The organism is Rhizobium sp. NFR03 (assembly GCF_900111275.1).
Classification (GTDB): Bacteria; Pseudomonadota; Alphaproteobacteria; order Rhizobiales; family Rhizobiaceae; genus Ferranicluibacter.
The window spans coordinates 148,899-173,565 of the sequence record NZ_FOGR01000009.1; the positions used below are offsets into that span (position 1 = coordinate 148,899).

A 24,667-nucleotide genomic window follows, 5' to 3' on the forward strand; every position below is an offset into this window, starting at 1 on the left:
GCATGGCGATTCTCATTTCCGATACCTCAGTCTTAATTGACCTGGAAAGGGCAGGCCTTCTCGAGTTCATGTTTCTTTTGCCGTTCGAGTTCGCCGTCCCTGATCTGCTGTATGAGCGGGAATTGGTCGGCGAAATGGGACAGACGCTTGTGCGACTCGGCTTAAGGGTAGAACCTTTGACGTCTGCTGAGGTTCGCAGGGCCACCGAGGTCAACCGTGCCCACGCTCGCCTCTCGGCTCCTGACACGTTTGCATTCGTGCTAGCGCAAACTCGGGGTTGGGGACTGCTTACGGGTGATGGAGTGCTTCGAGAGCTTGCGACTGCCGAGAGGCTTGAAATGCACGGTGTGCTGTGGGTGATTGATCAGTTCGCCGATGGCGGCCATGTGCAGTTCGAGCATTTGCATTCCGGCCTTAGTCGCTTAGCAAATCACCCGCGGTGTCGTTTGCCAGCTGGCGAAATCCGCCGTCGGCTTATCCGCTTCTCGAGATAGGCCAAGTTGCGCTCTGCATTGCAGATTTTATTTTCAATCAGATGCTTAGCTCAATTGGCAAAGCGGATCGTAGGTTCGTATCCGTTCAAGGCGTTAGAACACATCAGATTTCAAGCGCAGCAACAAGGTCTCGCAACGCTGGGGGCGACCGTCGCCGGCTTGAATGGTAGATATGGAAGCCTGCGAACTTCGGGCACCAATCGAGCTCGCCACGCAGGTAATCAGTTGGCGGTGATATTGTCCCAGCCGGAAAGCGCAATTTCCGCCACATCGTGCAGCTCCGCGCGGTCCGCTCCATCCCGGGCACGGATCGCCATGCCGCTTTGGACTGTCTGCACGAACCTCGCCAGTTTGGTCGTGTCCACCGTAGCCTTTAGATCACCATCTTTCTTCGCTCGGTCGAAGCGCGCTTTGAGCAGATCGAAACCGCCTGCACGAGTCGCTCGCATGACTTCGCCCAGTTCGGAGTGCCCTTTGCTGCCCACGGTCGCGAGCGTTGACATGCACCCATGGGGTAGATCGAGATCTCCACCGGTCATGGCGATCGCCTCATCCTGGAGAAAGAGCAGCGCGGCCTGCCTCGCTGTCGAAGCAGCCCTGAAGCGCGTCCACACCAACCCCTCGTAGGTCGTGTAATAGTATCGCAGGGCCTCGGCATAGAGCGCATCTTTCGAACCGAAAGCCGCATAAAGGCTCTTGGGCCCGATACCCATTGCCTCCGTCAGGTCGGCGATCGAGGTCGCCTCGTATCCCCTCATCCAGAACAGCCGTGTCGCCGCGGCAAGCGCAGCCTGGCGATCAAACTCCCGCGGCCGCCCGCGTGGAGGACGCTTCGACGGTAAGTTCGCTCGAGGTATCGAAACACGATTTTGCATCGATCACTGTATAAATCGGTTGACGCCACTTTTCAATGCCGCTACCTATTTCTACAGCGATCACTGCATAAAAAGGAAAATGATAGATCTGGGGGGACGCGTACTTGTAAATAGCGGTTCGAGGGGAACGCAGCAGGCACAAGGCCTGATGGGTCAGCGGCAAGATGGACGCGGCCAGTACGGGCTCTAAGTCGGTTATGGCAGCCCATCGCAATTCAGTCGCGACTAAGTGCGCATCTTTTGGGTTCCACTGGCGTGTCACGCCAGCCGAATGCAAACTCAGCCTGAGCTGCTCTGCCTTTAGGACGCTCTGTGTGTTTCGCCGTGGAATTGGGCCTATCTCAATCGGTAACCGGCTCGCGCAGTTAGCTGGCGGCCCATTACCGGCAAACAATCTATCAAGTTTCCCTAAACCCTCTCTGGAGAGCAACCATGTCCACCGACCCGATCGATATCGCCACCACTTTCTTCGGCCACTGGAGTGCAAATCGCATTGAGGACGCCCTTGCGATGCTGTCGGATGACGTCCTCTATGACAACGTGCCGCTGCCCGACATCATGGGGCGGGACAACGTTCGCAAATTCCACGAGGACTTCGGGGTCGGCACGGCGTTCACGGTGGATTGGGCTGTGACCAACATCGCGGCATCGGGGAATCTTGTTCTCAACGAGCGGATCGATGTGTTCACCCATGAAAGTGGCGCGACGATCACATTGCCGGTTATGGGTACGGTTACCGTTGAGAACGGGGAAATCACTGTTTGGCGCGACTATTTTGATTTGGCCGACTTCGAGAGGCAGGTTTCCCTTCTCAAGAAATAGCCAGGTCGCAAACCGCCGCCGTGGAGCCGCGGCAGCGTTGATCTCGCTGGCATGCCGCGATCGAAGGCAAGGTGCTTTGGTGACTGAGGGAGCCGTACCTCTCTTCACGGCGATCGCCCGGGCAGGTCCGTAGCTCCCGTAACACGGATATCGATAGAAATGACACCGTGTTTCTGGAATTCGCCGCAATAGAGCGGTTTCCCTTTCCCCCTAAGCGGAGAAACATCATGATTTCACCCTATACGATCAACGTCCTTGACGAACGGCTCGCTGCGATCAGAGGCAAGGTCGAGGCTTACGACTGGAGCCAGCTGCCGGATGCGGGGGGCTGGTCGGCGGGGGTCGGGGTTGATGATCTCAGGCGGCTCGTCGATTATTGGCGGGACAGCTACGACTGGCGTGCTGTTGAACGACGCCTCAACGCACTCCCCAACTTCGCGGCCGACGTGGAAGGCGAGCACCTCCACTTCGTTCATGTGAAGGGCGACGGCTCTAAGCCGCCCGTCCTGCTTCTCCACGGCTGGCCGGGCTCGTATCTCGAATTCGAGCGGCTCTTGGAGCCGCTCGCGGCGGACGGGCACGATGTTGTCGTCCCCTCGCTTCCTGGCTTCGCGTTCTCCACCCCGATCACGGGCCCGATCGGCCCGCGGCGGGCTGCTGCGCTCGTGCATGGGCTGATGATCCAACTGTTCGGCGACAAGCCGTATTTCATTCAAGGAGGCGATTGGGGCCACGCCCTCGCGGTCTGGGCAGCGCATGATCGACCGGACGCTCTGCTTGGCATCCATATCAACATGTTGACCGTGCGTGCGGAGGATGCCGCTCCGTCCACCGACGAGGAGAAGTCCTTCGCCGCCAAGCGGGCTGCAATTGCCGATCGGGAGAGCGCCTACTTTCACGAGCAGGCAACCCGCCCGCAAACGCTCGGCATCGCGATGGCCGACAGCCCGGTCGGAGCGGCGGGTTGGATACTCGAGAAGTTCGGAAAATGGGCCGATCTTCCGACAACCGTCGATGGCGACCCGGACATCTGGAGCAAATTTTCCGAGGAAGAACTCCTAACCAACATCATGCTCTACATCGCGCCGGCATCCTTCGTGACGGCAACCTGGATCTACTACGGCAGCCGGCTTGAGGCGTCGCGAATGCTTCCGGTCGGCACCCGAATCCAAGTGCCGATGGGCTTTGCAGCCTTTCCCGATCCGGTGTTCTTGCCGCCCCCGCGCGCGTTCGCGGAGAAGACCTACAACATCGTGCATTGGACCGACATGCCGCGGGGCGGTCATTTCGCCGCGCTGGAAGAACCGGAACTGATGCTGTCCGACCTGCGGGCCTTTATCGCGACGGTTTCGGCAGCGCGCTCCTAGGTGGAGATCTCTGTTTCCGGAGCGCGGCGTGGGGCACTGCCGGCGCAGAGCTTCTGGCGGTCAGAACAAGATCATTGCGAAATCGCACGATAGCCGAAATCCTGCATGTTTTCAGTTGGAACGTACCCAACAAAACGAAGATACTCCGGCCAAGAATTGGGCGCCAATAGCGCTCGTCGACAGTCGCGATTGACGGATCTTACAACCCTGGCAACGCCTCGTTCCATAACTCAACGCTGCGAGCAATCCCGCACTGCAGCTCACAGCTAGACTGTGGCGTAAGGCTGCGCGTTTCTTAGCATCGAGGGGTTGATGGCAGGACATGCGCAGTGTTTTAGGCAAATGCATTCCTCGTTGCTGCTTCGAGAAACGGTAGCGACGGAAACGCAGTCAAGAGAGAGCGTCGGGTCGAGCGCATGACACTTGTCCGTATCTATCGGCAGCTATCGGCCTAATCGCACGCCGCGTTCCATACTTCTATTGAAGACGCCTTGCAGCGTTCGCCTGCGCTTCCCGGATGAGACCTGGATACATATTCTCTTTGCCCGGATACCACGGCATGGTTCCGATAGAGCTATACCCGGGAATCGTTTCCATATGCGCTACCATCCGGGCACGCATGCGTTCGTCAGGAAGCGGACCTTGCATGGCCTGAATGTTGTCGCTCATATGATCCGGGTTCGATGTTCCACAGAGCACGCTCGTGACTGCAGGATGCGCCATGACCCACTTCAGGAAGAACTGCGCCCAGCTTGTTGCTCCGAATTCCTGCGCGAAACCGGGAAGAGACTGCCCCTCGACTACTTTCATAAGACGCGCCTTTTCCAGCGGCAGATTGATGAGCACACCGACGCCTTTGTCGGCAGCAAGCGGAAGCAGGCGCCGTTCGGCGTCGCGGCTGAAGATCGAGTAATTCGTCTGGATAAAGTCGACATCGTCGCGTTGCACGATAGCGGCCAGCTGATCCTGGGCAGCAGACTCGTGATGCGTCACGCCGACGTGCCGTATAAGCCCTTCCTGTTTCCATGCCTTCATCAACGGGATGACAACGGGCGCATTGGTGATGCTGTGGCACTGCATAAGATTGATCGTCTTGCGCCAGGTGCGCAGTCGAGACTGTCGAAAACTCTCTTGCGCATGGCTTTCGTCGCCGAGATATTCCCCTGTCGACCAGAGCTTGTTGGCGAGAAACATCGCGTCGGGCTCTGGCGTTTCGCCCATGAACTGGCCGACGGTGACCTCTGCCGAGCCGTAGAGAGGCGATGTGTCGACGACGCGACCGCCGGCTGCGACGTATCTCTGGAAAACCTGTCGCAGATCATCGCGGGGATCACCAGGTTTCAGATCGAATGTCAGGAACGTGCCGAGACCGAGAGCCGTCACCGTTTCACCGGTTCGCGGCAACGTGCGAATCAGAACTTCCGGTGCGAACGTCGAGGCTGGCGCCGCCGTTTCCGTTCCTTGCGCGGTCGCAACCTTTGCGGGCAGGGCAAAGGCCGCTCCGGTTGCGGCTGCGCCGACCGTTCCGAGAAACCCGCGTCTGTTGATTTTCGACTGGTTCATGAAATGTCTCCTGTTGGTTTGGCGCCAGCTTCAAAACTGCCAGTTGGCAGGAACCCAGGCGTAGCCGCCGTCGGTCTTGAGCATCCGGCCGAGGCCGGGAAACGGAAAATGGAAACCGAGAACTGGAATCTGGTCGGCGGCGGCCCGGTCGAAGATGCGGCGGCGAGAGGACAGCGCCGTTTCCTTGTCGCGGTCGGGGCCGGGAAGCCAAGGCCTGTCGACGTTGACGACGGGGTGGTAGGCAAGGTCCGCCGTCAGCAACAACTGATCATTTCCGGAATGGACCAGGAACGTCGCCATGCCGGGCGTGTGGCCCGATGCAACGATTGTCGTCAGTCCCGGAACGATTTCGGCGCCCGCCTCGTAAAGCTCTACGTCATTTCTCACAGGCTCAAGGCTGCTCTTGATGGCAGCAGCAAACCGCAGACGGAATTCCTGCGGGACCGGCATGTAGGACAGATCGGGATCGGTGACGACAAAGAAATCCCAATCCGCCTTCGGCAGGAATACCGTGGCGCGAGGGAAAGCTCTGCCACCGTCCGCGTTCCTGAGGTTCCCGACATGGTCTGGATGGGTGTGCGAGATGACAATCGTGTCGATGTCGTCCGCACTCAGTCCGATCGCGGCAAGGTTGTCGAAAATCCGTCCGCCATTCGGACCCATAGTGCCGCCGGCTCCGGCTTCGATGAGGATCCGACGGCCACCGGTTTCGATCAGCAGTGTGTTCAGGTTGAGGGTCAGGTGATCAGACGGCAGGAAAGCACGCCGCAGAACCTCTTGGAGGTCAGCTTCTGGCGCATCGCTGGCGTAGATCTGTGGGGGGCCGCCGATGATACCATCACTAAGGACCGTTGCGCTGATTTCACCGATGCGGAAGCGGTAATGGCCGGCATTGCGGGCTGTGGAGGATTTGGTTTGTGCGTTTGCAATTCCGGTGGTGCCGAGCGCTGGAACGATCATGCTCGATGCCCCGACGACAGCTGAGAGCATGACGGCCCGCCTGTTGATGGTAAATGCGGTCATAATGTTTCCTTTCAAAATCGATCTTCGCGGCGAGTGCGCGATGAAGCCATTGGGAACCATCATGACAGCCACGCTCCGCGCTGATAAGCTGCGCAAATGAAACCGGCTTGGTAAGGTAAGCTTCGCAATGAATGCATTACGTCTGGACAGCTTTGATGTTTTTGCCGCCATTGTCCGCTGTGGTGGCTTTCGCGCCGCGGCGCTCGAGCGCGGCGTCTCTTCGTCCGCGCTCAGCCAGACAATCAACGGGTTGGAAGAGGCTTTGGGCATTCGGCTGCTCAATCGAACCACCAGAAGCGTGTTTCCGACTGAAGCGGGACAGCGTCTGCTCGACCGCCTCGCGCCGGCTCTGGCCGACATCAGGCTGGCGGTCGCCGAGGTCGACGAGCTCAGGGACACGCCGTCAGGCACCCTACGGATCAATGCGCCTGCTCCGGCTGTCGATCATCTTCTGTGCCGCCTCGTCTTCGACTTCATGGAGGCATTCCGCGAGGTAAAAGTGGAAATCATCAGTGATGCGGCTGTGATCGATATCGTCGAACAGGGTTTTGACGCTGGTGTACGATTCGGCAAGCAGTTGGCTCAAGACATGATCGCGGTCCCGCTAGGACCATCGTTGCGATATGCGATCGTCGCGTCACCAACTTATCTTGAAAGAGCAGGCCGGCCCGAAACACCGCATGATCTTGTCAATCATGACTGTATCCGGCGAAGGTTTCCTGGCGGCACGCTGATGACATGGCGGTTCTTCAACGGAGGCGACGAATTTGAAATTACGCCGACGGGCCGCCTGACACTCAGTTCGGCACAGAATGAGTTGCAAGCGGCGTTGGCCGGCAAGGGTATCGCGCATGTTCTGGACGACTATGCAAAACCCGATATTGAGAGCGGTCGACTGATAGACCTGCTCGTCGACTGGCGTCCAGCCTTGCCGAGCTGGTTCCTCTACTACCCTAACCGGCGTCTGCCCAGTGCAGCGATGCGCGCGCTTCTAGATTTTATCAGGAGTTACCGGTGGGACGCCCGCGGATGAAGACGGCCCTGATTCTCTCATGACAGACTCTTGATACGTTTGCCGAACCATTGTGGACGGCATTGGTGGGTACAGAGATATTGAGGAACGTCAGGCGCCTTGCACGTTGCGATTGGCATATTGCCTGTAAAGACGTTGCTGGTTGAGCGCGTCCTGCTTCGGCGCTATTCCAAATGTTCTGGAATATTCGCGGCTGAATTGGGAGGCACTTTCATACCCGACCTGATAGGCCGCATCTGCTACGTTTGCCGCCTCTGACACCATCAAGCGGCGCGCTTCCAGCAATCGCAACTGTTTCTGAAACTGGAGCGGCGTCATGGATGTCAGCGCCTTGAAGTGCTGATGGAACGATGACGAACTCATCTGAGCGACATCTGCCAGATGCTCAACTCGGAGCGTCCCTGCAAAATCGACGTGTAGCATACGAATGGCCTTGGCCAAACGTTCTGTATTGGTTTCCGGAAGTGCAAGACTGCAAAGGTCGCTTCCGTGAGGCCCGCTCAAAAGCCAATAGCAGATCTCCCGCATCAAGGACGGGTAGAGGATGGGAATGGCCTTCGGCGTGTCAGACATGCGGACAAGGCGCAGGATGCAATCGGCCAGAGGTTGATCGACGTTACCGACGAAGACACAGGGACCGGGTTCGGTGGGAGCAGTAGGCGGCGTATCGAGTTGTTCCAGCACCTCGCGTAGCACACCGACATCAAGGTCGATCATAACGCCAAGATAGGGTTTTTCCGCACTGGCCTCGACGATTCGGCCACTGGCAGGTAGCTCCACGCTGACCACCAAGCATTGCATTGCCTGATACTCCAGCCTGTCACTGCCGAAGTGTATCTCCTTGGCGCCTTGGATTACAACGCAAAGAGAGGGCCGGTAAATCTGCCGCATAGGCATCATGGATTGGAAAGACCGAACGACGTTAACACCGGGGATCTGGGTCGGGAACAGGCCCTGGCCACCGCCCTGACTTTCGATGTAGCCAGTTACGGCCTCCAGAAGCGGTGATGACAAATGAATCTCCGACACGCGGATAGGCCAACATATGACCGAGCTACTAGGTGCAAGCGCATCGTCGCCTGCAGGAATAGGCAAGTTTTCTGCGAATTCGGGCATTCTGTTCATGGGGTACTCCATCTAGCTTGAGATTGCGAAACCGAAGCCAGGAGTTCACTTAACATGACAGAGATCTATCGTAGATCAAGCGCAATTCGCGAAAGTCCAACGGATTATCATACCGAGAAAGCTCAAGCTCGCTCAGGGTAACCGCAGCGTCGGCATCGGCCTGTGGCTTTTCTGGACAGGTCGTCACGCCCCCAGGTTGACGACCTGCAGGGCCACCAAAGGCGAGTCCCTCGCATCGAGCGTGCTCGGTTGCCCATGAAACACCAATTGAAACAGAAAAGGGCTGGCTATGGGAATCGACCCCATCGGCGTGGTCATGAGATGGATCAGCGTCTACGGCCTTATCGGACTGTTCGCTGCCGCTTTGGCTGAACGCTTTATGCCTGTGATCCCGTCACATGGACTGCTGCTGTCCGTTGGGATCAGTGCATCGGACGGAGCCTGGTCGCTACCAGCAGCAGTCCTTGCCACCTCGATTGGAAGTTTCTGCGGCTGTGCTACGTGCTTTTACTGTGTTCGGGCTTTGGGCGACGAGCGCTCGATGCGCATTCTCTCGTCGGTCAGCCGGTTACTCGGCATTTCGTCCGATCGGATCAATGATCGAATAGCATCATTCCGCCGCAGGCAGACGGTGCTGGCTTTTGGCCTACAGCTGGTTCCGACAATCAGGTTGTTGGCACCCATTTTTGCGGTCTTTCTACGGGGTAATTCAAGAGGTTTCCTGACCGCTTCGGCTGCAGGAATACTGACCTGGAGCAGCCTGTTTGCCGGTATCGGTTTCTTCGCTTCGCACAAGATCGAAGAAACCAACTCAACGGTGCTTGCGGTGTCTGTTCTAGGTTGCGTTCTTCTTGCCGAGTTTGCAGTTCTGTGGGTCACCCGAAGAATTCAAGCAATTCGAAAGGTGGGTAACGTGTCATGGCGAAATTAATGAAAACGATCCGAGCTTGCAGCAAGCACGATACCAAAGCTTTAGACCGTCGGATGAGCACCGATACTTTCGAGGCATGGGGCTTCTTCCGGGCATGGCTCCGAAATCCTCTGAGGATAGCTGCTATCGCCCCGTCAGGTGCGGCGCTTGCAAGACTTATCACTTCGGAAATCTCATCGGACACGGGTCCGGTCATCGAGCTTGGGCCAGGAACCGGGGCATTCACCCGCGCGATCATTGGTCGTGGGGTACCCCAGACTGAGCTCGCTTTGATCGAGTTCGAGCCGAAGTTCGCGGCGGCTCTTCGCACGCGCTATCCCCAGGCGACAGTTTTTCGGATGGATGCCGCGCGGCTGTCGTCTATAGAGCTCTTTAATCATCGGCCTGTCGGCGCCATCGTCAGCGGCCTACCACTGCTCGCAATGTCGCCTCTCCAGGTCACGAAAATCCTGGCCGCAGCATTTCAGAAGATGAGCCCAGGCGGTGGGTTCTATCAGTTCACTTACGGTCTTCGTTGTCCTGTTCCAGCCAAGGTGCTGAGCCGGCTCGGCCTCAAAGCTGTGCGGATTGGCGGAACTCTGGCGAACATTCCTCCGGCGGCTGTTTACCGTATTCACAAGATTGAGCAGTAGGCGCGATCGTGGAGCTTATGCAGCTTTGAAAGCCGAATTTTACATCCGGCGCTTTGGTGTAATTTTGAAAGGACAGATAATGCGTGACAGATGGACCATCGAGAATATCCTGCCCCAACATGGGCGGACCTTCATTGTGACCGGTACAGGTGGCCTCGGCTTCGAAGACGCTTTGGCCCTTGCGCGAGCCGGCGGCGACGTGATCATCGCCGGCCGCAATGCCCAAAAAGGCAACGATGCCGTGATGAGGATAAAGCAGAACGTGCCGGATGCGGTCGTGGCCTTCGAGCCTGTTGATCTTGGCAGCCTGGAATCGATCGAGGCCTTCGGAAAACGGCTTCGGGACCATCGGGCCAGCGTTGACGTGCTGATCAACAATGCCGGCGTCATGACACCACCACGACGCAAAACCACTGAGGATGGCTTCGAACTTCAGCTCGGCACAAATCACCTAGGCCATTTTGCATTGACTGCGCATCTTCTGCCCCTGCTTCGGCGTGGCAACGCACCGCGAGTGATCTCGGTTTCCAGCGTCGCCGCGCGCAGTGGGGTCATCAATTTCGAGGACTTGCAGGCGGAGCGCGGCTACAAGCCGATGCCCGTTTACGCCCAGTCGAAACTAGCCTGTCTGATGTTCGCGTTCGAGCTCCAGCGGCGCAGCGATGCTCATGGATGGGGAATAACCAGTATCGGGGCCCATCCCGGAGTTTCGCGCACCGACCTTCTCCACAACGCGCCGGGCCGATCCAGTCTGATGGGTCTCGTTCGGTCTTATATGTGGTTTCTGTTCCAGCCCGCTTCCCAGGGCGCCCTCCCGACGTTGTATGCAGCAACATCCCCAGATGCCCGGAGCGGCGGATACTACGGTCCGGATAAAATCAGCGAGACGCGGGGATATCCGACCGATGCAAAGCCACCGCAACAATCGCTGGAAGTCCATGTCGCACGCAGACTGTGGGACGTCTCGGAATCTCTAACGGGCGTATCCTTTGATGAGAAACCTCAGTCGGGAGTTGCTCTCGCTTGATGACTGGACGCGCTCTGGGACTCAAACTGCTCTCGATTTGACACGAGGCTTTTGATAGCCGCCGCTTCGAAGGACCAACCACCATGTCGTTTGCACTTTCGGTCAATGGCCAAGCTCACCTTGTCGAGGATGACGGTGATACGCCTTTGTTATGGATTCTTCGCGACAGGCTAAGCTTGACCGGAACCAAATACGGTTGCGGCGTTGCGCAGTGTGGCGCCTGCACGGTGCATCTCGATGGGCAGCCCAAGCGATCCTGTTCCATTCCGCTGAAAGCAGCAACCTCTGCGCAGATTACCACTATCGAAGGCGCCGAAGGTGATGAGGTCCGTGTCGTCCAGGCCGCATGGGTGGCGCATGACGTGCCGCAATGCGGGTTCTGTCAGTCAGGACAAATCATGAGCGCGATTGCATTGCTGCGTCATAACCGAAGGCCGACAGATCAAGATATCGACCTGGCCATGAGCGGCAACCTTTGCCGATGTGCGACATATAACCGAATTCGCGTCGCCATTCATACCGCCGCCGCACAGCTGGGGCAATCGACATGAACGCGCGGCAAACCCCGATCCCGTGGACGTGGCGTCGCCGCTTGAAGGTAGGACTCTTGTCCATACTGGCGCTGACGGCGGTGACCGGCACAATCGGCATCGTCTACGCGCTATACCCTCGAACCTTGCCGCAGACCGGACCGCTGGAAGCCAGGCTGCTCCCAGCAGAAATCGAACGATTGCGGTCGGTGTCGGATTTCGATGGGATCGCCGATCCGGCTAGCCGATCCGTCGCATTTTTTGAGGAAGCTGGTCGCGTTCTCCAACATCCACGCTGCCTGAACTGTCATCCGCGCACCGACCGGCCAACGCAGACCGATGCCATGCGTCCCCACATGCCATGGGTCACGCGTGGCCTGGATGGAGGAGGTGCATCGACACTCCGTTGCAGCACATGCCATCAGGCCGAGAATTTCGCGGCGTCCGGTGTTCCCGGCAATCCGAAATGGAAACTCGCCCCGATCGAGATGGCCTGGCAAGGTCAGACACTTGGCAACATCTGCAGGCAACTCCTGGATCCAACGCGCTCGCATATGACGCGGGACGAGCTGCTGCATCACGTGATGGAAGATGAACTGGTCGGGTGGGCATGGCACCCGGGGGGAAATCGCCAGCCTGCGCCTGGTACTCAACAAGAGTTTGGATCGCTGATCAAAGCGTGGCTTGAGACCGGGGCTGTCTGTCCCCAGTAGGCAGACCGCAAGAGAGATGAAAATCAAGAGGAGACGGCTCGTGTCTGATCTAGCGGAAAAAAATCCCCGCACCTTGCTGACCCGACGTCGGCTGATCCTCGGCGGATCGTTGGTCGGCGGAGCGCTGGTTGTCGGCTATGTCGCCACCAACCCGATGCAGGTTGTCGGCGCGATCCTCCAAGCGGGCGGCGGCGATCCGGACCCGAGCGCGTTCGGACCGTTCATTCGCATCACAGCCGATGGCTGGGTGACAATCGTCAACAAGCAGCAGGAATTGGGTCAAGGGATCCACGCCGGGCTTGCGGCGATTGTCGCCGAAGAGCTCGACGCGGATTGGGATAAGGTGCGTGTCATCGATGCACGCAGCAATGTTCGTGCCTATGGTGTGCAGATAACGGCGGGCTCGAACTCTATTGCCAGCAACTGGGACCTGATGCGCAATGCGGGCGCGGCGGCGCGCGCCATGTTTGTCGACGCAGCGGCACTTCGCTGGGACGTTCCGGCTGACAAGATCATCGTGCGTGACGGTATCGTGTCTCACCCGATCTCCAACCGCTCTGCAACCTTTGTCGACCTTCTGGGTGACGCGTCCCGCCAGACCCCTCAACAGTCTCCGGTCTTGAAACAGCCGCGGGACTTCCGGTTGATCGGCACGGACCGAGTGCGGCGCAAGGACTCCCTCCAAAAGAGCACGGGCGCCCAAGTTTACACACAGGACGTCCAGCGCCTGAACATGCTGGTCGCGGTGGTCGCGCATAGCCCCCGCTTCGGCGGCACGCTTGCCCGGTTCGACGCGACGGACGCTTTGCGCGTGAAGGGTGTCGTCGAAGTCTTTGCGATTGAAACCGGGGTTGCGGTCCTGGCCGAAACGACCTTCGCCGCAATCCAGGGGCGGGCTGCTCTTCGCATCGAGTGGGACGACAGCGAAGCCGAAATGCGCTCCACGGACGAACTGACCCGCTATTACCAAGACATCGCAGCCGGCCGTACGGATGTTGAGCCCAGCGAGTTCCAGGCCACAGGGGATGGGCCTGAAACGCCTTTCGATGGCGAGGTCGCCGAGTTCGCGTTCGACTTCCCCTATCTTGCTCACGCCCCCATGGAGACGATGGACTGTGTCGCCGAGGTGAACGGATGGGACGTGTCGATCACATCAGGCGCGCATCTGGCGACGATCGATCAAGTGCAGGCTGCATTGACCGCAAGGACCATGCCCGGGAAGGTCAATATCGAGGTCCTTCCGGCGGGTGGATCGTTCGGCCGCCGCGGTATCATGAGCTCGGACTATCTGGTCGAGTGCGTCCGGATTGCCAAACGGATGGAGGGCCGGCCGATCAAGCTGATCTGGACCCGCGAGGATGAAATGGCATCCGGATACTACCGGCCGATGTCGCATCATCGTGTCTGGGTGGAGCTGGGGTCGGACGGGTTTCCGACGCGGTGGCGCGTTCATACGGTCTGCCAATCACTTCTTCCCGTCGGGCCGAATCTCACCGCGACCGAGGGCATCGCCAATTCGCCCTATTTCTCGACTGCGACCACGGTTGACGGAAAGATATTCACGCCAGCGTTTCCAGTCATTGTCGGGTTCTGGCGCTCCGTCGGCCATTCGCACACCGCCATGGTGATGGAGCACATCATCGACCAACTCGCTCGACGGGCCGGCCGCGATCCGGCCGACTACCGACGTGTGTTCTACGAAAAGGCAGGCGATAACCGACGGCTTGCGGTGCTGGAGGAGCTGTGTCGCAGGGCAGATTGGGACAAGCCGCTCGAAGCCGGCTGGGCCCGCGGTCTTGCCATCCATGAGGCCTTCGGAACCGTTGTCGGTCAGGTTGCCGAAGTGAGGATGATGGAGGAAAGACCGGTCGTGCGCCGTGTGGTCTCGGTTGTCGATTGCGGCATTGCTGTCGCGCCAGACCAGATCGCCGCCCAGATGGAAGGTGGAATTGGCTTCGGGCTTTCCGCTGCCTTCTACGGGGAAGTGACGCTACAAGATGGTTTGGTCCAAGAAATCAACTTTCGTCAGTATCCTATCCTGCGCATGAACGAGATGCCGGCAGTCGAAACCCACATCATCAAATCCGCCAATAAACCGACCGGAATGGGTGAGCCGGGCGTGGCGCCGATCGCACCGGCGGTCGCCAACGCCGTCCTTGCATTGACCGGTGAGGCGACGCAACGGCTGCCGTTTCTAAACCGAGACGCACGAAACAGTGCGGGGTTTTCTGTCTAGGCGAGCTTGGGGTTCGATTGCGTTGAGGCCACGTGCAGCAACAGCGCCGGAAGGGAGAGGCGACGCCCGAAATGAGTCGCCTCTCCGACGAAGTCGAGATGGGCGTCGTCGTTTATATCACAGGCCTTCGGACCGGAAATCCTGTCGCCGTGAAGGCAGCAGCGACGGCGGAAACGCGTCTGCCGTCAGGACAGGCTGCGGCGAAGATTACCGGTCAGTGCGGGATCGGGATCTGCGTCGATGCAATCAGCCGCCAGTCTGCCAGTGCCGCGAGCCGGTGCGGTTCCGCGTCACGGTGATATTCGACGCTGTCCGCCATGCGCCTGAAAGTCACGAAGTCCGGATATCGAACAATCGCGATGTCGTCCCAAAGCTCGTCAGGTGGTGCGATCAGCAGGCTTCCGACCTTGCCGATCCAGAACGGCTCGATTCCATATCCTTCGGTCGCCTTCGCGAAGGCCGGGATATAGCGTGTAAAATAAGCTTCACGGCCACTGCATGGCGCAAAGTCCTCGCCATTTTCATAGGTTGCCTCATGCCTGTAACGCAGCAGGTTCAGCATGAAAATCGGCTCTCCATCGGGCAGCTGCTCTTCTGCCTTGTTCAGCATCGCTTGCAAGTTGTCGGATGCGGTCATGGTGCTGGCTCCTAGCTCAGGGCGACACACTGCTGCCCCGTTGATCGCTGGGATATCGTGACCGACGGCAGGCATTGTAGTGACTTTGATGTCATCGCTATAATGCCGCCATGGCAACACCGACTGCACAGCAAAGCCTTTTGAACCTCCTGCAGTTCGTGCGCGTCGTGGATGCGGGGTCATTTGCCGAGGCGGCACGGCGCGCCGGGACATCCACGTCCGCCATGTCGAAAGCGGTTAGCCGGTTCGAAACCCTTCACGGGGTCAAGCTGCTGCATCGGACAACCCATGCTATCTCGCTGACGCATGACGGCGAGAAACTGCTTGAGGGCGCGCGCGATCTGTTACGCCAGGCCGAACGCCTCGAAGCAACCATCGGGGAGACTGCTGCGGGTAGTTCAGGTGGGCGCGTGAGGCTCGCTGCTCCGGGACCATTCTTGCGCACATGCATTGCGCCGATGCTGCCTGCCATCCTGAAGGCCAACCCGAACCTGGAGCTTGAGATTAAGGTAGACGATTCGGGTCTGGACCTCGCCGCGGAGGGGATCGACGTCGCCATCCGCTTTGGCCCTCTCGATCGGCAGCCTGGGCTGATTGCACGGCGTCTGGGTACATTCCCGCATGTTCTCGCTGCTACTCCGAAATATCTCGACTTTATGGGCGTGCCTGCATCACCTGCCGATCTCGAAGCCCATCATCAGCTCGGATATCGCAACCCAGCCAATGGCCAGTTGTCTCCATGGTTGTTTGCAGACAATCTCGGCACAGGTGGGTTGACCCGGATCGTACCGCGCAACCGGATTGTCGTGGAGGACATGACCGTTGCATGGGCGATGACTTTGCGCGGCCTCGGGATGAGCTGGCTGCCGGCCTGGTGCGGAATCAAGGACCTCCAAAGCGGCCGTACCGTCGAGGTTCTTCGCGATTGGCGTTTGCCGGAAACGCCGATCTACGCGGTTCAGCTTGACCGCAAGCAGATACCGCAGCGGACACGCGATCTGGTGGACCTGCTGGCGCAACGAGCCAAGAACTGGAACTACACTCAGTCCCAAAGTCTGGGTTGATGGTTCAAATCCCCTTAAGCGCGTCGTGCTTGGTCATTCGAGAACTTCAATCGCCTCAGCTTGAGCCGAGTCAAGTTCGCACGGGCTATGTGTCGGAAACGCCAGCGTCCGCCTGTCGTCCGGCAAAGGTGAGAACCTCATCCGACCGGCCACTCGGGCGCGCCTTTCTTAGATGCTCCACCAGCGCCTTGAGTTTCGGCGCCATGTTGCGGCGGCTGGGATAGTAGAGAAAGAAGCCTGGGAAGCGCGGGCAGAACTCCTGGAGAACCGGCACCAGTTTCCCGCTCGCCACCGCCGGCCGGAAACTGTCCTCCATGCCGAAGCTGATCCCGGCGCCGGCGCTGGCGAGCTTGATCATCAACGCCATGTCGGTCGTCGTGACCGTATCCGTTACAGCCACAAGAGAAAGCCCGCCCCTCTTCTTCGAACTCCCACCGATAGGGTGCGACGTTTGTGGCTCTACGCCAGCCGATGCAGCGGCGGCTTGCAAGCTCGCTCGGATGGTTTGGTGTCCCGAAGCGTTCGAGATAGCCTGGTGACGCCACGGCCAGCTGGCGCTGCTCACCTGAGACCGGCACGGCGATCATGTCCTGGGCGATCACTTCGCCGAGTCGAACCCCTGCATCGTAGCCCTCCGCGACGATGTCGAACTCCTCGTCGGTGACGGTGATATGCAGCGTCACCTCCGGGTTTTCCTCCAGGAACGCAGCGAGCAGCGGCCCCGACAAGAAACTCTCCGCGATCGACGAAACCGCGAGCGTCAGCTGCCCGCGCGGTCGGCCGCGAAAATTGGCGACCGCCTCGATAGCGCCGCGCATATCCCGCAGAGCCGGTGCCACCTCGACGTAGAGCCGTTCCCCGGCCTCCGTCAACGACACGCTGCGGGTCGTCCGATGGACGAGTGCGATGCCAAGTGTTTCCTCAAGCCTGCGGATCGTCTGGCTAACGGCGGAGCGTGTGACGCCCATTGCGTCGGCTGCGGCGCGAAAGCTCTTTTTCTCCGCAACGAGAGCGAAGGCCGCGAGTGCGTTGAGGTCTGATTGCATTGGTTAGAATTCCTTACCAGCGAGTGAACAAGTCAGCAGGTTATCACGACAGTGCGTCAGGACTATTGTTCTGGCTACCGCATCAAGCGGATGCAACAGGAGAAAGTCATGGACAAGATTGTTCTAATCACCGGCGCCTCCAGCGGCATCGGGGTCGGCATCGCCCACGAACTGGCAAAGGCCGGCGCGACCGTCGTACTCGGCGCCCGCCGCACCGATCGTTTGGAGGCCGTCGCCGAAGAGATCCGCGCGGCCGGCGGCAAGGTCATGACCCGTAGGGTCGACGTGACCGATCGTGCCGACGTCGCGGCCTTCGCAGAGGCCGCTCGACAGGAATTCGGGCGGATCGACGTGATCGTCAACAATGCCGGCGTTATGCCGCTGTCGCCGATGGCTTCGCTGAAGGTCGACGAGTGGGACACCATGATCGACGTCAACATCAAGGGAGTGCTCTACGGCATTGCCGCTGTCCTGCAGGAGATGACCGAACGCGGCTCCGGCCAGATCATCAACATCGCCTCCGTGGGTGCCCTGACGGTGTCGCCAACCGCGGCTGTCTATTGTGCAACGAAATATGCGGTCCGGGCGATCTCCGATGGTCTGCGGCAGGAAAACGACAAGCTGCGCGTCACCTGCATCCATCCGGGTGTCGTTGAAAGCGAGCTGGCCAGCACGATCACTGACCCGACAGCGATCGAAGGCATGAAGGCATACCGCGCGATTGCACTGACAGCCGATGCGATCGGCCGCGCCGTCCGCTTCGCAATCGAGCAGCCCGAGGATGTCGACGTCAACGAGATCGTCGTTCGTCCGACCAGGGCGGGATTCTGACCGGCCATGACGCAACAAGGCAGCAAAAGGAGAACATCATGTTCCAGCAGTTCGGATCCAATGTGGCGACCGCCGCCGCCGTCTCGTTTCTCGGCCTTTTTCCGGAAGCCGCACTCAGCCAGACCGTAGAAGAGAGGCGGGAGCGCGGGTCTGCAGTCATCCGGAGCTTGAACAACGGCATGACGCAGCCCACGCTTGAAGGCATGCGGCGGGAATTCCCGTTCCTTGCCGAAGCGACTGAAGCCTATGCCCTCGGCGACGTCTGGTCGCGCACGGGCCTCGACAACCGGACACGCCAGCTCGCTGCGGTCGCGGCCTTCGCCGCCATCGGCGAGACGGCTTTCATGAGGGTTCATGCCAGCTATGCGCTCAACATCGGCGTGTCGGAGGAGGAGCTCAAGGAGGTCATCTACATGGTGACCGTACCGGCGGGGTTCCCCAAGGCGATCGCGGCCTCTCAAGTCTTGTCGGATCTCTTCCGCGAGCGGCGCGACGTCAACAGCGGTGAGCCCGGCGGCGAGCGCCCGGCAACGACACTCTCGGAGGAGACGCAGCCATGAAAAACCTCCTCTGTATCCTCGTCACCGCCCTATCGATCAGCGCGGTGGTCCACAATGTAAAGGCAGAGGACACCATGCCCACGCAATCCAACAACGCGCCAAACACCGACACCACCGCCAACGCCCAGCCGCAGAGCCATCCTTATCTCGGTATGTGGGTCACCGGCGACGGCCGCATCCGTCAGGAGCTGCTTCCCACCGGCCGCTACGACGAAGCCCGCGGCATCCGCCGCAGCGCTTACCAGGGCCGATACCGCGTGACCGGCACGCACATCAACTACTGGGACGACACCGGCTTTACCGCCGATGGGACCTTCGTCGACAGCGATACGCTGCACCACGGCGGAATGATCTTCTACAGGGAGAAGAGTTGAGGCGTAGAAGATGTCCCCGGTCTATTGTTTGCTCAATGCGTAGGAGTCGAGGTAACCGCATGCGACGCACCGAAAAGTCACGACGTTATAAACTGTCTGGCCTCTAAGGCTCAGTCCAGTAAAGAGGCTTTTGTTGGGCTTGCCCGCAACCCATGTCTCTGATGACATCATGGCGCCGTCGCCCTTTTCAAGCAGAAAACCCTCTTCCGTATCTGAGTTGCATTGACTGCACTGATAGGGCATCCATGAACTTCCAAACGTGAGCTATGGTTCTGCTTGTCGTCTTGTGCGGACATTGTAAATAGCTTTTCGACGAACGCTTCGGACGAGCGTGTTCTCATACTGCGGCAACTGATACGAAATCTGGTGTCCGCAGATGCACGCCGCCCGTTTCCTTGCCGCAACATGGCGCTTGGTCGAGATGCTGGATATATTTCGAGCACGAAGGCGGCCGGTGACCGCCTTCGCTAAGCACGGCGGCTCGCAAGGACGCGCAGGAACACGTCTTGCTTGGGCGAGCCAGCGACCTCGTGCGGCATTGAAGCATCCACCGTCTACCCGTAACACGTCACCTGCACCATCATCCCTGCGCTGTTGGGCGGATGACGATGCTGCCGACGTCGACCGCCGGCGGCTGTTCGATAGCAAACAGAATGCCGCGGGCGATAGCCTCCGCCGGCATGGCAATCGCGCCCAGATCATCCTCGATCTTTTTCTTCATGACGGGATCCGTGATGCTGTCGCCGAAGTTTGTCGCGGTCATCCCGGGCGAGATTTCGGTGACCCGCAAGTTGGGTCCCGCCTCCTGGCGCAGGGCCTCGGTCGCCGTCCGGACGGCATTTTTTGTGGCCGCATAGACACCCATGGTCGGCACAATCTTTAGCCCGGCGGTGGAGACCACGTTGATGACGTGCCCAAAGCCTTGCCGAGCGAAAACCGGTAGCGACGCGGCAATCCCATAAAGCGTACCTTTCAGATTGACGTCGATCATCAGATCCCAGTCGTCGACCCGCAGCTCGTCGAAACGCGAAATCGGGCCGACACCGGCATTGTTGACGATCACGTCGAGTTTGCCGCCTTTTTCAACGGCGAGCGAAACCAAGGCTTCCAGGTCGGCTCGTTTGCGAACGTCCGTCGCCTTGAAAGCGACCCTGCCGTTCGAGGCCAAGATCTCATCCGCGACAACCTGCAGCGGCTCCAGTCTCCGCGCGCCGAGAACCACGAATGCGCCGCGTTCCGCCAGCAGCTTTGCCGTTGCCCGTCCTATGCCGCTGCTCGCTCCGGTTATGACGACGACTTTATCTTCGATGCTCATGATCGGTCTCCTCTTGGACTTTGATCAGCGCAACCTAGATCGAAGCTTCAAGAGCATCTATGCGAGGAGATCCATGGTTTTGTCGCCATCGTCTACAATGGAGCGGGACCCGCTGTCTGATGTCCTCGAGGTACTGGGCGCTCGGGTGGTGAGGCGCACACGCATGGAAGCGGGGGGATCGTGGGCATTTGCATTCCCGGCCGCGAACCGCCTCAAGTTCGTCGCGGTCCTCGAGGGCGAACAGTGGATGCGCACGCCGAATGAGCCCCATTGCTTCATGAAGAAGGGTGATGTCTGCCTGTTGGGTCGCACGTCCTATGTTGTGGCGAGCGATCCTGAACTGGAACCGCAAGATGGAACGTTGCTGTTTCCGGAAGGGGGGTCGGACGTGTCCAGAGTAGAATCGGGGGATGGCGTCGTTGCGATTGGCGGCTCGATAGCGTTCCATGACGAGAATGGCGATTTCCTCCTCGACATGCTTCCTGGGTTCTTGCGCGTGGGGCGGGAGGCCAGCGCATCTGGGGCCATAGCAGCCGTTCTCGACCTGATCACCAACGAGATCCTGCGGGGTGCCATAGGCACCGGCATCGTTTCCGCCCGTCTCGCAGACGTCCTCGTGGTAGAAGCGCTCCGGACGCTGTCTGACGATCGTGATCGAAGTCTGACGGGGTGGCTTGGAGCCATCTCCGATCCACGTCTCGGTCGCGCATTACGCGCCGTCCACCGCGACGTTGCAGCGCCATGGACCGTTGCGGCGCTGGCAGACGTCGCAGGAATGTCGCGAGCCGCGTTTTCTGCAAAGTTCGGGCAACAGGTGGGAAGGCCACCGCTCGCCTATCTCCGCTACTGGCGGCTGACGCTCGCACGAACAATGTTGCTGAGAGGAACGGGTCCCGTTGACGACGTTGCCAGACGCGTTGGCTATAAATCCCAGAGCGCTTTCGGGAACGCGTATCGACAAGTCTTTGCAACAACGCCGAGATCGCGCTCGCGCGTCGCGTGAAAGGGCCTTTCAAAAAAACATTCGTTGCAGGTACCGGCTATAGTTGGCAGACCCCTGAAACCAAGGCGATTGTTAGCGGGATGGAAGTCAGTCGAGTGACAAGGCTATGGCTTAGCGGCTCTGGACCCGTGCCATAGATATTGTCCGGCTTCGTCACTATTCATATAAATTCCTTGCATGGATCATGACGGACGCAGACGACTGCAAGGTTATAGCGTCGCTATCGTTTCGAGTGGGAGGCGTAAGGTTTTGAATGATGGTGGGAGGCTGGTTGACCAAGAAGTGTTCAATCGCGTCACGGAACTTGTGAGTAAGAGTTCTATCTGCTCCAATAGTCCTATCGCACATGCGGAGATTATCCGGATAGCCAACCGCTTAATGCTGATCAGATGTGGGTCACAGGTTCGAATCCACTCAAGACCTTGGAGTTCCAGCCAAGATCGCTCAGGGCGGAGGGCATCTCGCCACACCTCTCGGATATATGGCTAAGTCAGTGGGCTAAAATAGACCACCAACGATCTTGACCAAATTAGCGACCGACGTCGCCTTCATCTTCCGCATCATGTGACCCCTATGAAGTTTCACGGTGGGCTCCGCGAGTTGCAGCTCAGCGGCGATCTGCTTGTTTAGCTTGCCGGCGACGACCAGGGTCAGGATCTGGCGTTCACGTTCGGTGAGCGATGTATGTCTCAATTGGGCGGCGGTCTTCGAGGTTCTTTCCTCTCGGCGCGCTGCATCATTGGCTATTGCGTGGTTTACGGCTTCCAGCAGATCCTGTTCACGGACTGGTTTCGTCAGTACGTCGATGGCACCAGCCTTCATTGCCCGTACTGCCATCGCCACATCGACGTGAGCGCTTATCAGGATGACAGATCGAGGAAGATCGCTCTGCGCCAGCGCTTCTTGGAACTCAAGTCCGCTTTGGCCGGGAAGGCGGATGTCGAGAACGATGCAGCCGGCTTTTTCGGGATCGTCTGCGGCCATGAACTCTCTGACAGAGCCATGTGTTTCAGCAATTAGTCCTACGGATTCGAACAGCCCCTTGAGCGCTTCGCGGACGCTTTGATCGTCATCGATGACGATCACCGTTGGGCGCCTGTTCTTCCTGTCATCGATCAACGGCGGTGTCCTCGTAGGTGGAAAGCGTGAAGTTGAATGACGCTCCGGTAGGATAATTGCTCTTGGCCCAGATACGGCCTCCATGCGCCTCGACGATAGAGCGGCATATGGAAAGGCCCATTCCTATTCCGTCAGACTTGGTAGTGTAGAATGCCTCGAATACCCGGTCGATCTGGTCGGGTGCTATGCCTTGCCCCGTATCAGAAACATTGATCTCGACTTCGCCTTCTTGGCGTTGCGTACAATGAATCCTGATGGTGGCTTCTGCGCCATTATGTGTCGCTTCAGCGCTATTAATGATCAGGTTGAGAAGAACCTGCTGCAACTGCGTGCGATCCCCCAGGACATAAAGAGGGTGCGGCGAAAGATTCGTGACGACCTCCAAACCTCGCGATTGCAGTTCTGCGCGCAGAAGAAAAAGCACGTCACGAAGCGCGCTATTGAAATCGGTCCTCTCCATCCGCACCGGAGCTCTCTGAGCCATTGAGCGTATGCTGGAGACAATCTCCCCGGCGCGATGGCCGTCATGCACAACGCGATCCGCGGCGAGGCGTGCCTGTTCGAGATCCATCTGCCCCTCTTGCAGCCACCGAAGGCAGGTCCCGGCGTTGGTTACTATCGCCATGAGCGGCTGATTTATCTCGTGGGCTATGGAGACGGCTAGTTCGCCGATCGTGGTCAGGCGGGTAACGTGCGCCAGATCGCTTTGGCTCTGGCGAAGCGACTCTTCGGCTCGCTTGCGGTCCTCTATATCGACGACGACGCCATACCACCGAACGACGTTCCCTTCCGCATCCAGCAACGGGTTTTGCCGTAGGTTAAACCACCTGTACTCGCCATCGAACCTTCTGATGCGAGCGTCAACCGGATTAGGCCGTTTGGTGGCAACGACTTCCTCCCAACTCGCTCGCATGCGCTCAACGTCATCAGGGTGAAACATCCGATAAAAGCCGAAATCGACAATTTCTTCGAATGGGAGGCCGACGAAATCGATGAGGTTTTTATTCCAATACTCAAGCCGCCCGTCGGGGGTGCATGACCAAGCCATGGCAGGGATCGTGTTGATGATCAGGGATAGCTTGTGCTCGCTCTCTCTGAGTGCCGTCTCGCTCGCGCGCAAGGCGTCCTCTGCGCATTGCAGATCTTCAATGTCTATGTTCACACCGAACCAGCGTACGATGCCGTTGGCATCCTCCAGCTTTCGACCAGAGAAGTAGAACCATCGATACCGGCCATCCGCGCCGAGAATGCGACCCTTCAGCTGCGTGTGGTCTGAACTCTCAAGGTCTCTCTTCCAGATCTCGACCATCTCAGGGATGTCTTCAGGGTGGTATAGGTCCAAAAAGCCCCAATCTAGAATTCGCTCAGCCGGTAGCCCGGCATAATCAAGCCAGCTTTTGTTGACGAAGTCCGCGCTGCCATCTGGCAGCGCCGACCAGACGAGAACTGGAAGCGAGTCGATAATCAGCCGAAGATTTTGCTCGCTCGCTGCAAGCGCGGCCTTCGTTTCCTTAAGCGCATCCTCTGCTTGCCTACGGTCCTCGATATCGAGGACCACGCCGTACCATCTGACGACGGTACCTTCCGGATCGTACCGCGGCTTTTGCCGAAGACTACACCACCGGAACACACCGTCTGCACGCTTGATCCGCCCCTCGACTTCCTTGGCAGTCTTGGAAGTCATGATGTTCCTCCAATCCGCACCTAGTCGATCAAGGTCATCTGGATGGAAGATTCGGTAGAAATTTTCGCCGGCAATGTCAGCCATTGGCATGCCGACATATTCCAGGAAGTGCTGATTGGCGAAATCCAGCATTCCATCCGATGTTGTCGACCAAGCCATTGCCGGGATCATGTCTATGATCGCGTCAGTGTGTATTAGGTGTTCCAAGTCTGCTCCCCGGCTGCTTGTAACGCTGGTGCGCGGCTAAAAATACGCTGTTTTGCGATTTTAGGTTAGCTGAGATTTATAGACCAAGGTCTATTTCTGCAGTCCCTTCGTCTAGTCCGAAGAGATCATCGTCTCAATTGAGAGTTGGCCCAGTCAGCCCTAAGATATCAGTCAAGCGAGAAGGGAGCCCCTCCTTAGCAAAACCACCACACTCATCGACGGCAATGCATATCCGCCCAAAACTCGACGATGTTGGGCTTTCGCGGTCAGAACAGTGAAAATGATGTCACCCGGAGATCGCGTAATGACCCTAGATCGTTCGAACCAATCATACAAACCCGTTTCGGTTGTGCTCGTGCACGGTGCATTTGTCGATGCTTCCGGTTGGCGGAAGGTCTACGAGAACTTGTCGCAAGACGGTTATGAAGTCCTTGTCGTGCAAAATTCCGCAGTCAC

General features: G+C 58.7%; 23 protein-coding genes and 2 pseudogenes. 16 read left to right on the top strand and 9 right to left on the bottom strand.

Going from position 1 to position 24,667, the window contains the following annotated elements; all coding sequences use genetic code 11:
- Positions 1–2: 2 nt before the first annotated feature.
- Positions 3–494 carry a PIN domain-containing protein gene (locus tag BSG19_RS21690; protein ID WP_092990091.1) on the top strand — a complete coding sequence of 164 codons (492 nt, stop codon included), beginning with the start codon at positions 3–5 and terminating at the stop codon, positions 492–494.
- Between the two features lie 221 nt (positions 495–715).
- Here the strand turns inward: BSG19_RS21690 and BSG19_RS21695 are convergent, their stop codons facing one another.
- On the bottom strand, positions 716–1,369 hold the full coding sequence (locus BSG19_RS21695; protein WP_092990092.1) for a TetR/AcrR family transcriptional regulator: 654 nt from the start codon (positions 1,367–1,369) through the stop codon (positions 716–718).
- 432 nt (positions 1,370–1,801) lie between these two features.
- Between BSG19_RS21695 and BSG19_RS21700 the strand changes: the two genes are divergently transcribed.
- Both BSG19_RS21700 and BSG19_RS21705 read left to right on the top strand, forming a co-directional pair.
- Entirely contained in the window at positions 1,802–2,191 is a 390-nt protein-coding gene (locus BSG19_RS21700; RefSeq protein WP_092990093.1) for a limonene-1,2-epoxide hydrolase family protein, read from the top strand.
- A gap of 167 nt (positions 2,192–2,358) precedes the next feature.
- Positions 2,359–3,558, top strand: coding sequence for an epoxide hydrolase family protein (locus tag BSG19_RS21705; RefSeq protein ID WP_244529372.1), 1,200 nt, complete (start codon positions 2,359–2,361; stop codon positions 3,556–3,558).
- Between the two features lie 477 nt (positions 3,559–4,035).
- Here BSG19_RS21705 and BSG19_RS21710 read toward each other — a convergent pair whose 3' ends face one another.
- Complete coding sequence (locus tag BSG19_RS21710; protein ID WP_092990095.1) at positions 4,036–5,121, bottom strand: aldo/keto reductase; 1,086 nt, start codon at positions 5,119–5,121, stop codon at positions 4,036–4,038.
- A gap of 30 nt (positions 5,122–5,151) precedes the next feature.
- Positions 5,152–6,144, bottom strand: a complete 993-nt coding sequence (locus BSG19_RS21715; protein ID WP_092990096.1) for an MBL fold metallo-hydrolase — start codon at positions 6,142–6,144, stop codon at positions 5,152–5,154.
- Between the two features lie 127 nt (positions 6,145–6,271).
- On the opposite strand from BSG19_RS21715, the gene BSG19_RS21720 reads away from it, so the two are divergent.
- Positions 6,272–7,177 carry a LysR family transcriptional regulator gene (locus BSG19_RS21720; RefSeq protein WP_092990097.1) on the top strand — a complete coding sequence of 302 codons (906 nt, stop codon included), beginning with the start codon at positions 6,272–6,274 and terminating at the stop codon, positions 7,175–7,177.
- Positions 7,178–7,267: 90 nt separating this feature from the next.
- Here the strand turns inward: BSG19_RS21720 and BSG19_RS21725 are convergent, their stop codons facing one another.
- Entirely contained in the window at positions 7,268–8,191 is a 924-nt protein-coding gene (locus BSG19_RS21725; RefSeq protein WP_092990098.1) for an AraC family transcriptional regulator, read from the bottom strand.
- Between the two features lie 400 nt (positions 8,192–8,591).
- On the opposite strand from BSG19_RS21725, the gene BSG19_RS21730 reads away from it, so the two are divergent.
- From BSG19_RS21730 to BSG19_RS21755, 6 genes are all read left to right on the top strand, one after another.
- Positions 8,592–9,233, top strand: coding sequence for a DedA family protein (locus BSG19_RS21730; RefSeq protein ID WP_092990099.1), 642 nt, complete (start codon positions 8,592–8,594; stop codon positions 9,231–9,233).
- Positions 9,234–9,286: 53 nt separating this feature from the next.
- Positions 9,287–9,865, top strand: a complete 579-nt coding sequence (locus tag BSG19_RS21735) for a class I SAM-dependent methyltransferase (RefSeq protein ID WP_092990125.1) — start codon at positions 9,287–9,289, stop codon at positions 9,863–9,865.
- Positions 9,866–9,944: 79 nt separating this feature from the next.
- Positions 9,945–10,892 carry an SDR family oxidoreductase gene (locus BSG19_RS21740; RefSeq protein WP_092990100.1) on the top strand — a complete coding sequence of 316 codons (948 nt, stop codon included), beginning with the start codon at positions 9,945–9,947 and terminating at the stop codon, positions 10,890–10,892.
- Between the two features lie 83 nt (positions 10,893–10,975).
- Positions 10,976–11,443 (top strand): (2Fe-2S)-binding protein, encoded by a 468-nt coding sequence (locus BSG19_RS21745; protein ID WP_092990101.1) that lies wholly within the window; start codon positions 10,976–10,978, stop codon positions 11,441–11,443.
- Positions 11,440–12,135, top strand: coding sequence for an Isoquinoline 1-oxidoreductase subunit (locus BSG19_RS21750; RefSeq protein ID WP_092990102.1), 696 nt, complete (start codon positions 11,440–11,442; stop codon positions 12,133–12,135). The genes BSG19_RS21745 and BSG19_RS21750 overlap by 4 nt, the downstream gene beginning before the upstream one ends.
- Before the next feature lie 40 nt (positions 12,136–12,175).
- A complete protein-coding gene (locus BSG19_RS21755; RefSeq protein WP_092990103.1) occupies positions 12,176–14,371 on the top strand; it encodes a xanthine dehydrogenase family protein molybdopterin-binding subunit in 2,196 nt (731 codons plus the stop codon).
- 214 nt (positions 14,372–14,585) lie between these two features.
- Here the strand turns inward: BSG19_RS21755 and BSG19_RS21760 are convergent, their stop codons facing one another.
- Positions 14,586–15,221 carry a hypothetical protein gene (locus tag BSG19_RS21760; RefSeq protein ID WP_244529377.1) on the bottom strand — a complete coding sequence of 212 codons (636 nt, stop codon included), beginning with the start codon at positions 15,219–15,221 and terminating at the stop codon, positions 14,586–14,588.
- Between BSG19_RS21760 and BSG19_RS21765 the strand changes: the two genes are divergently transcribed.
- Complete coding sequence (locus tag BSG19_RS21765; protein WP_092990105.1) at positions 15,119–16,072, top strand: LysR family transcriptional regulator; 954 nt, start codon at positions 15,119–15,121, stop codon at positions 16,070–16,072. The genes BSG19_RS21760 and BSG19_RS21765 overlap by 103 nt on opposite strands.
- Before the next feature lie 157 nt (positions 16,073–16,229).
- Here the strand turns inward: BSG19_RS21765 and BSG19_RS21770 are convergent.
- A pseudogene (locus BSG19_RS21770) lies at positions 16,230–17,118 on the bottom strand (LysR family transcriptional regulator); the annotation flags it as partial.
- 108 nt (positions 17,119–17,226) lie between these two features.
- On the opposite strand from BSG19_RS21770, the gene BSG19_RS21775 reads away from it, so the two are divergent.
- From BSG19_RS21775 to BSG19_RS21785, 3 genes are all read left to right on the top strand, one after another.
- Positions 17,227–17,949 carry an SDR family oxidoreductase gene (locus BSG19_RS21775; RefSeq protein ID WP_092990106.1) on the top strand — a complete coding sequence of 241 codons (723 nt, stop codon included), beginning with the start codon at positions 17,227–17,229 and terminating at the stop codon, positions 17,947–17,949.
- A gap of 38 nt (positions 17,950–17,987) precedes the next feature.
- Positions 17,988–18,509, top strand: a complete 522-nt coding sequence (locus BSG19_RS21780; RefSeq protein ID WP_092990107.1) for a carboxymuconolactone decarboxylase family protein — start codon at positions 17,988–17,990, stop codon at positions 18,507–18,509.
- Between the two features lie 74 nt (positions 18,510–18,583).
- Positions 18,584–18,883, top strand: coding sequence for an Atu4866 domain-containing protein (locus tag BSG19_RS21785; RefSeq protein ID WP_170866073.1), 300 nt, complete (start codon positions 18,584–18,586; stop codon positions 18,881–18,883).
- 580 nt (positions 18,884–19,463) lie between these two features.
- On the opposite strand, the gene BSG19_RS21795 is transcribed toward BSG19_RS21785, so the two are convergent.
- Positions 19,464–20,201 carry an SDR family oxidoreductase gene (locus BSG19_RS21795; RefSeq protein ID WP_244529375.1) on the bottom strand — a complete coding sequence of 246 codons (738 nt, stop codon included), beginning with the start codon at positions 20,199–20,201 and terminating at the stop codon, positions 19,464–19,466.
- A gap of 94 nt (positions 20,202–20,295) precedes the next feature.
- On the opposite strand from BSG19_RS21795, the gene BSG19_RS21800 reads away from it, so the two are divergent.
- On the top strand, positions 20,296–21,201 hold the full coding sequence (locus BSG19_RS21800; RefSeq protein ID WP_280142428.1) for an AraC family transcriptional regulator: 906 nt from the start codon (positions 20,296–20,298) through the stop codon (positions 21,199–21,201).
- A gap of 498 nt (positions 21,202–21,699) precedes the next feature.
- Here the strand turns inward: BSG19_RS21800 and BSG19_RS21805 are convergent, their stop codons facing one another.
- On the bottom strand, positions 21,700–22,320 hold the full coding sequence (locus BSG19_RS21805) for a response regulator transcription factor (protein WP_062594282.1): 621 nt from the start codon (positions 22,318–22,320) through the stop codon (positions 21,700–21,702).
- Positions 22,310–24,211 carry a PAS domain-containing sensor histidine kinase gene (locus tag BSG19_RS21810; protein WP_092990111.1) on the bottom strand — a complete coding sequence of 634 codons (1,902 nt, stop codon included), beginning with the start codon at positions 24,209–24,211 and terminating at the stop codon, positions 22,310–22,312. The genes BSG19_RS21805 and BSG19_RS21810 overlap by 11 nt, the downstream gene beginning before the upstream one ends.
- Before the next feature lie 304 nt (positions 24,212–24,515).
- On the opposite strand from BSG19_RS21810, the pseudogene BSG19_RS26470 reads away from it, so the two are divergent.
- Positions 24,516–24,667, top strand: a pseudogene (locus tag BSG19_RS26470) (alpha/beta hydrolase); the annotation flags it as partial.

Excerpts from the sequence above, each read along its gene's own strand:
- BSG19_RS21800 (WP_280142428.1), top strand. The coding sequence starts at position 20,296 with ATGGAGCGGGACCCGCTGTCTGATGTCCTCGAGGTACTGGGCGCTCGG.
- BSG19_RS21730 (WP_092990099.1), top strand. The coding sequence starts at position 8,592 with ATGGGAATCGACCCCATCGGCGTGGTCATGAGATGGATCAGCGTCTAC.
- BSG19_RS21695 (WP_092990092.1), bottom strand. The coding sequence starts at position 1,369 with ATGCAAAATCGTGTTTCGATACCTCGAGCGAACTTACCGTCGAAGCGT.
- BSG19_RS21720 (WP_092990097.1), top strand. The coding sequence starts at position 6,272 with ATGAATGCATTACGTCTGGACAGCTTTGATGTTTTTGCCGCCATTGTC.
- BSG19_RS21715 (WP_092990096.1), bottom strand. The coding sequence starts at position 6,144 with ATGACCGCATTTACCATCAACAGGCGGGCCGTCATGCTCTCAGCTGTC.
- BSG19_RS21750 (WP_092990102.1), top strand. The coding sequence starts at position 11,440 with ATGAACGCGCGGCAAACCCCGATCCCGTGGACGTGGCGTCGCCGCTTG.
- BSG19_RS21760 (WP_244529377.1), bottom strand. The coding sequence starts at position 15,221 with ATGTCCCGGCGCGCCGTGCCGCCTCGGCAAATGACCCCGCATCCACGA.
- BSG19_RS21735 (WP_092990125.1), top strand. The coding sequence starts at position 9,287 with ATGAGCACCGATACTTTCGAGGCATGGGGCTTCTTCCGGGCATGGCTC.
- BSG19_RS21700 (WP_092990093.1), top strand. The coding sequence starts at position 1,802 with ATGTCCACCGACCCGATCGATATCGCCACCACTTTCTTCGGCCACTGG.
- BSG19_RS21765 (WP_092990105.1), top strand. The coding sequence starts at position 15,119 with ATGGCAACACCGACTGCACAGCAAAGCCTTTTGAACCTCCTGCAGTTC.
- BSG19_RS21775 (WP_092990106.1), top strand. The coding sequence starts at position 17,227 with ATGGACAAGATTGTTCTAATCACCGGCGCCTCCAGCGGCATCGGGGTC.
- BSG19_RS21780 (WP_092990107.1), top strand. The coding sequence starts at position 17,988 with ATGTTCCAGCAGTTCGGATCCAATGTGGCGACCGCCGCCGCCGTCTCG.
- BSG19_RS21740 (WP_092990100.1), top strand. The coding sequence starts at position 9,945 with ATGCGTGACAGATGGACCATCGAGAATATCCTGCCCCAACATGGGCGG.
- BSG19_RS21785 (WP_170866073.1), top strand. The coding sequence starts at position 18,584 with ATGCCCACGCAATCCAACAACGCGCCAAACACCGACACCACCGCCAAC.
- BSG19_RS21745 (WP_092990101.1), top strand. The coding sequence starts at position 10,976 with ATGTCGTTTGCACTTTCGGTCAATGGCCAAGCTCACCTTGTCGAGGAT.
- BSG19_RS21690 (WP_092990091.1), top strand. The coding sequence starts at position 3 with ATGGCGATTCTCATTTCCGATACCTCAGTCTTAATTGACCTGGAAAGG.
- BSG19_RS21710 (WP_092990095.1), bottom strand. The coding sequence starts at position 5,121 with ATGAACCAGTCGAAAATCAACAGACGCGGGTTTCTCGGAACGGTCGGC.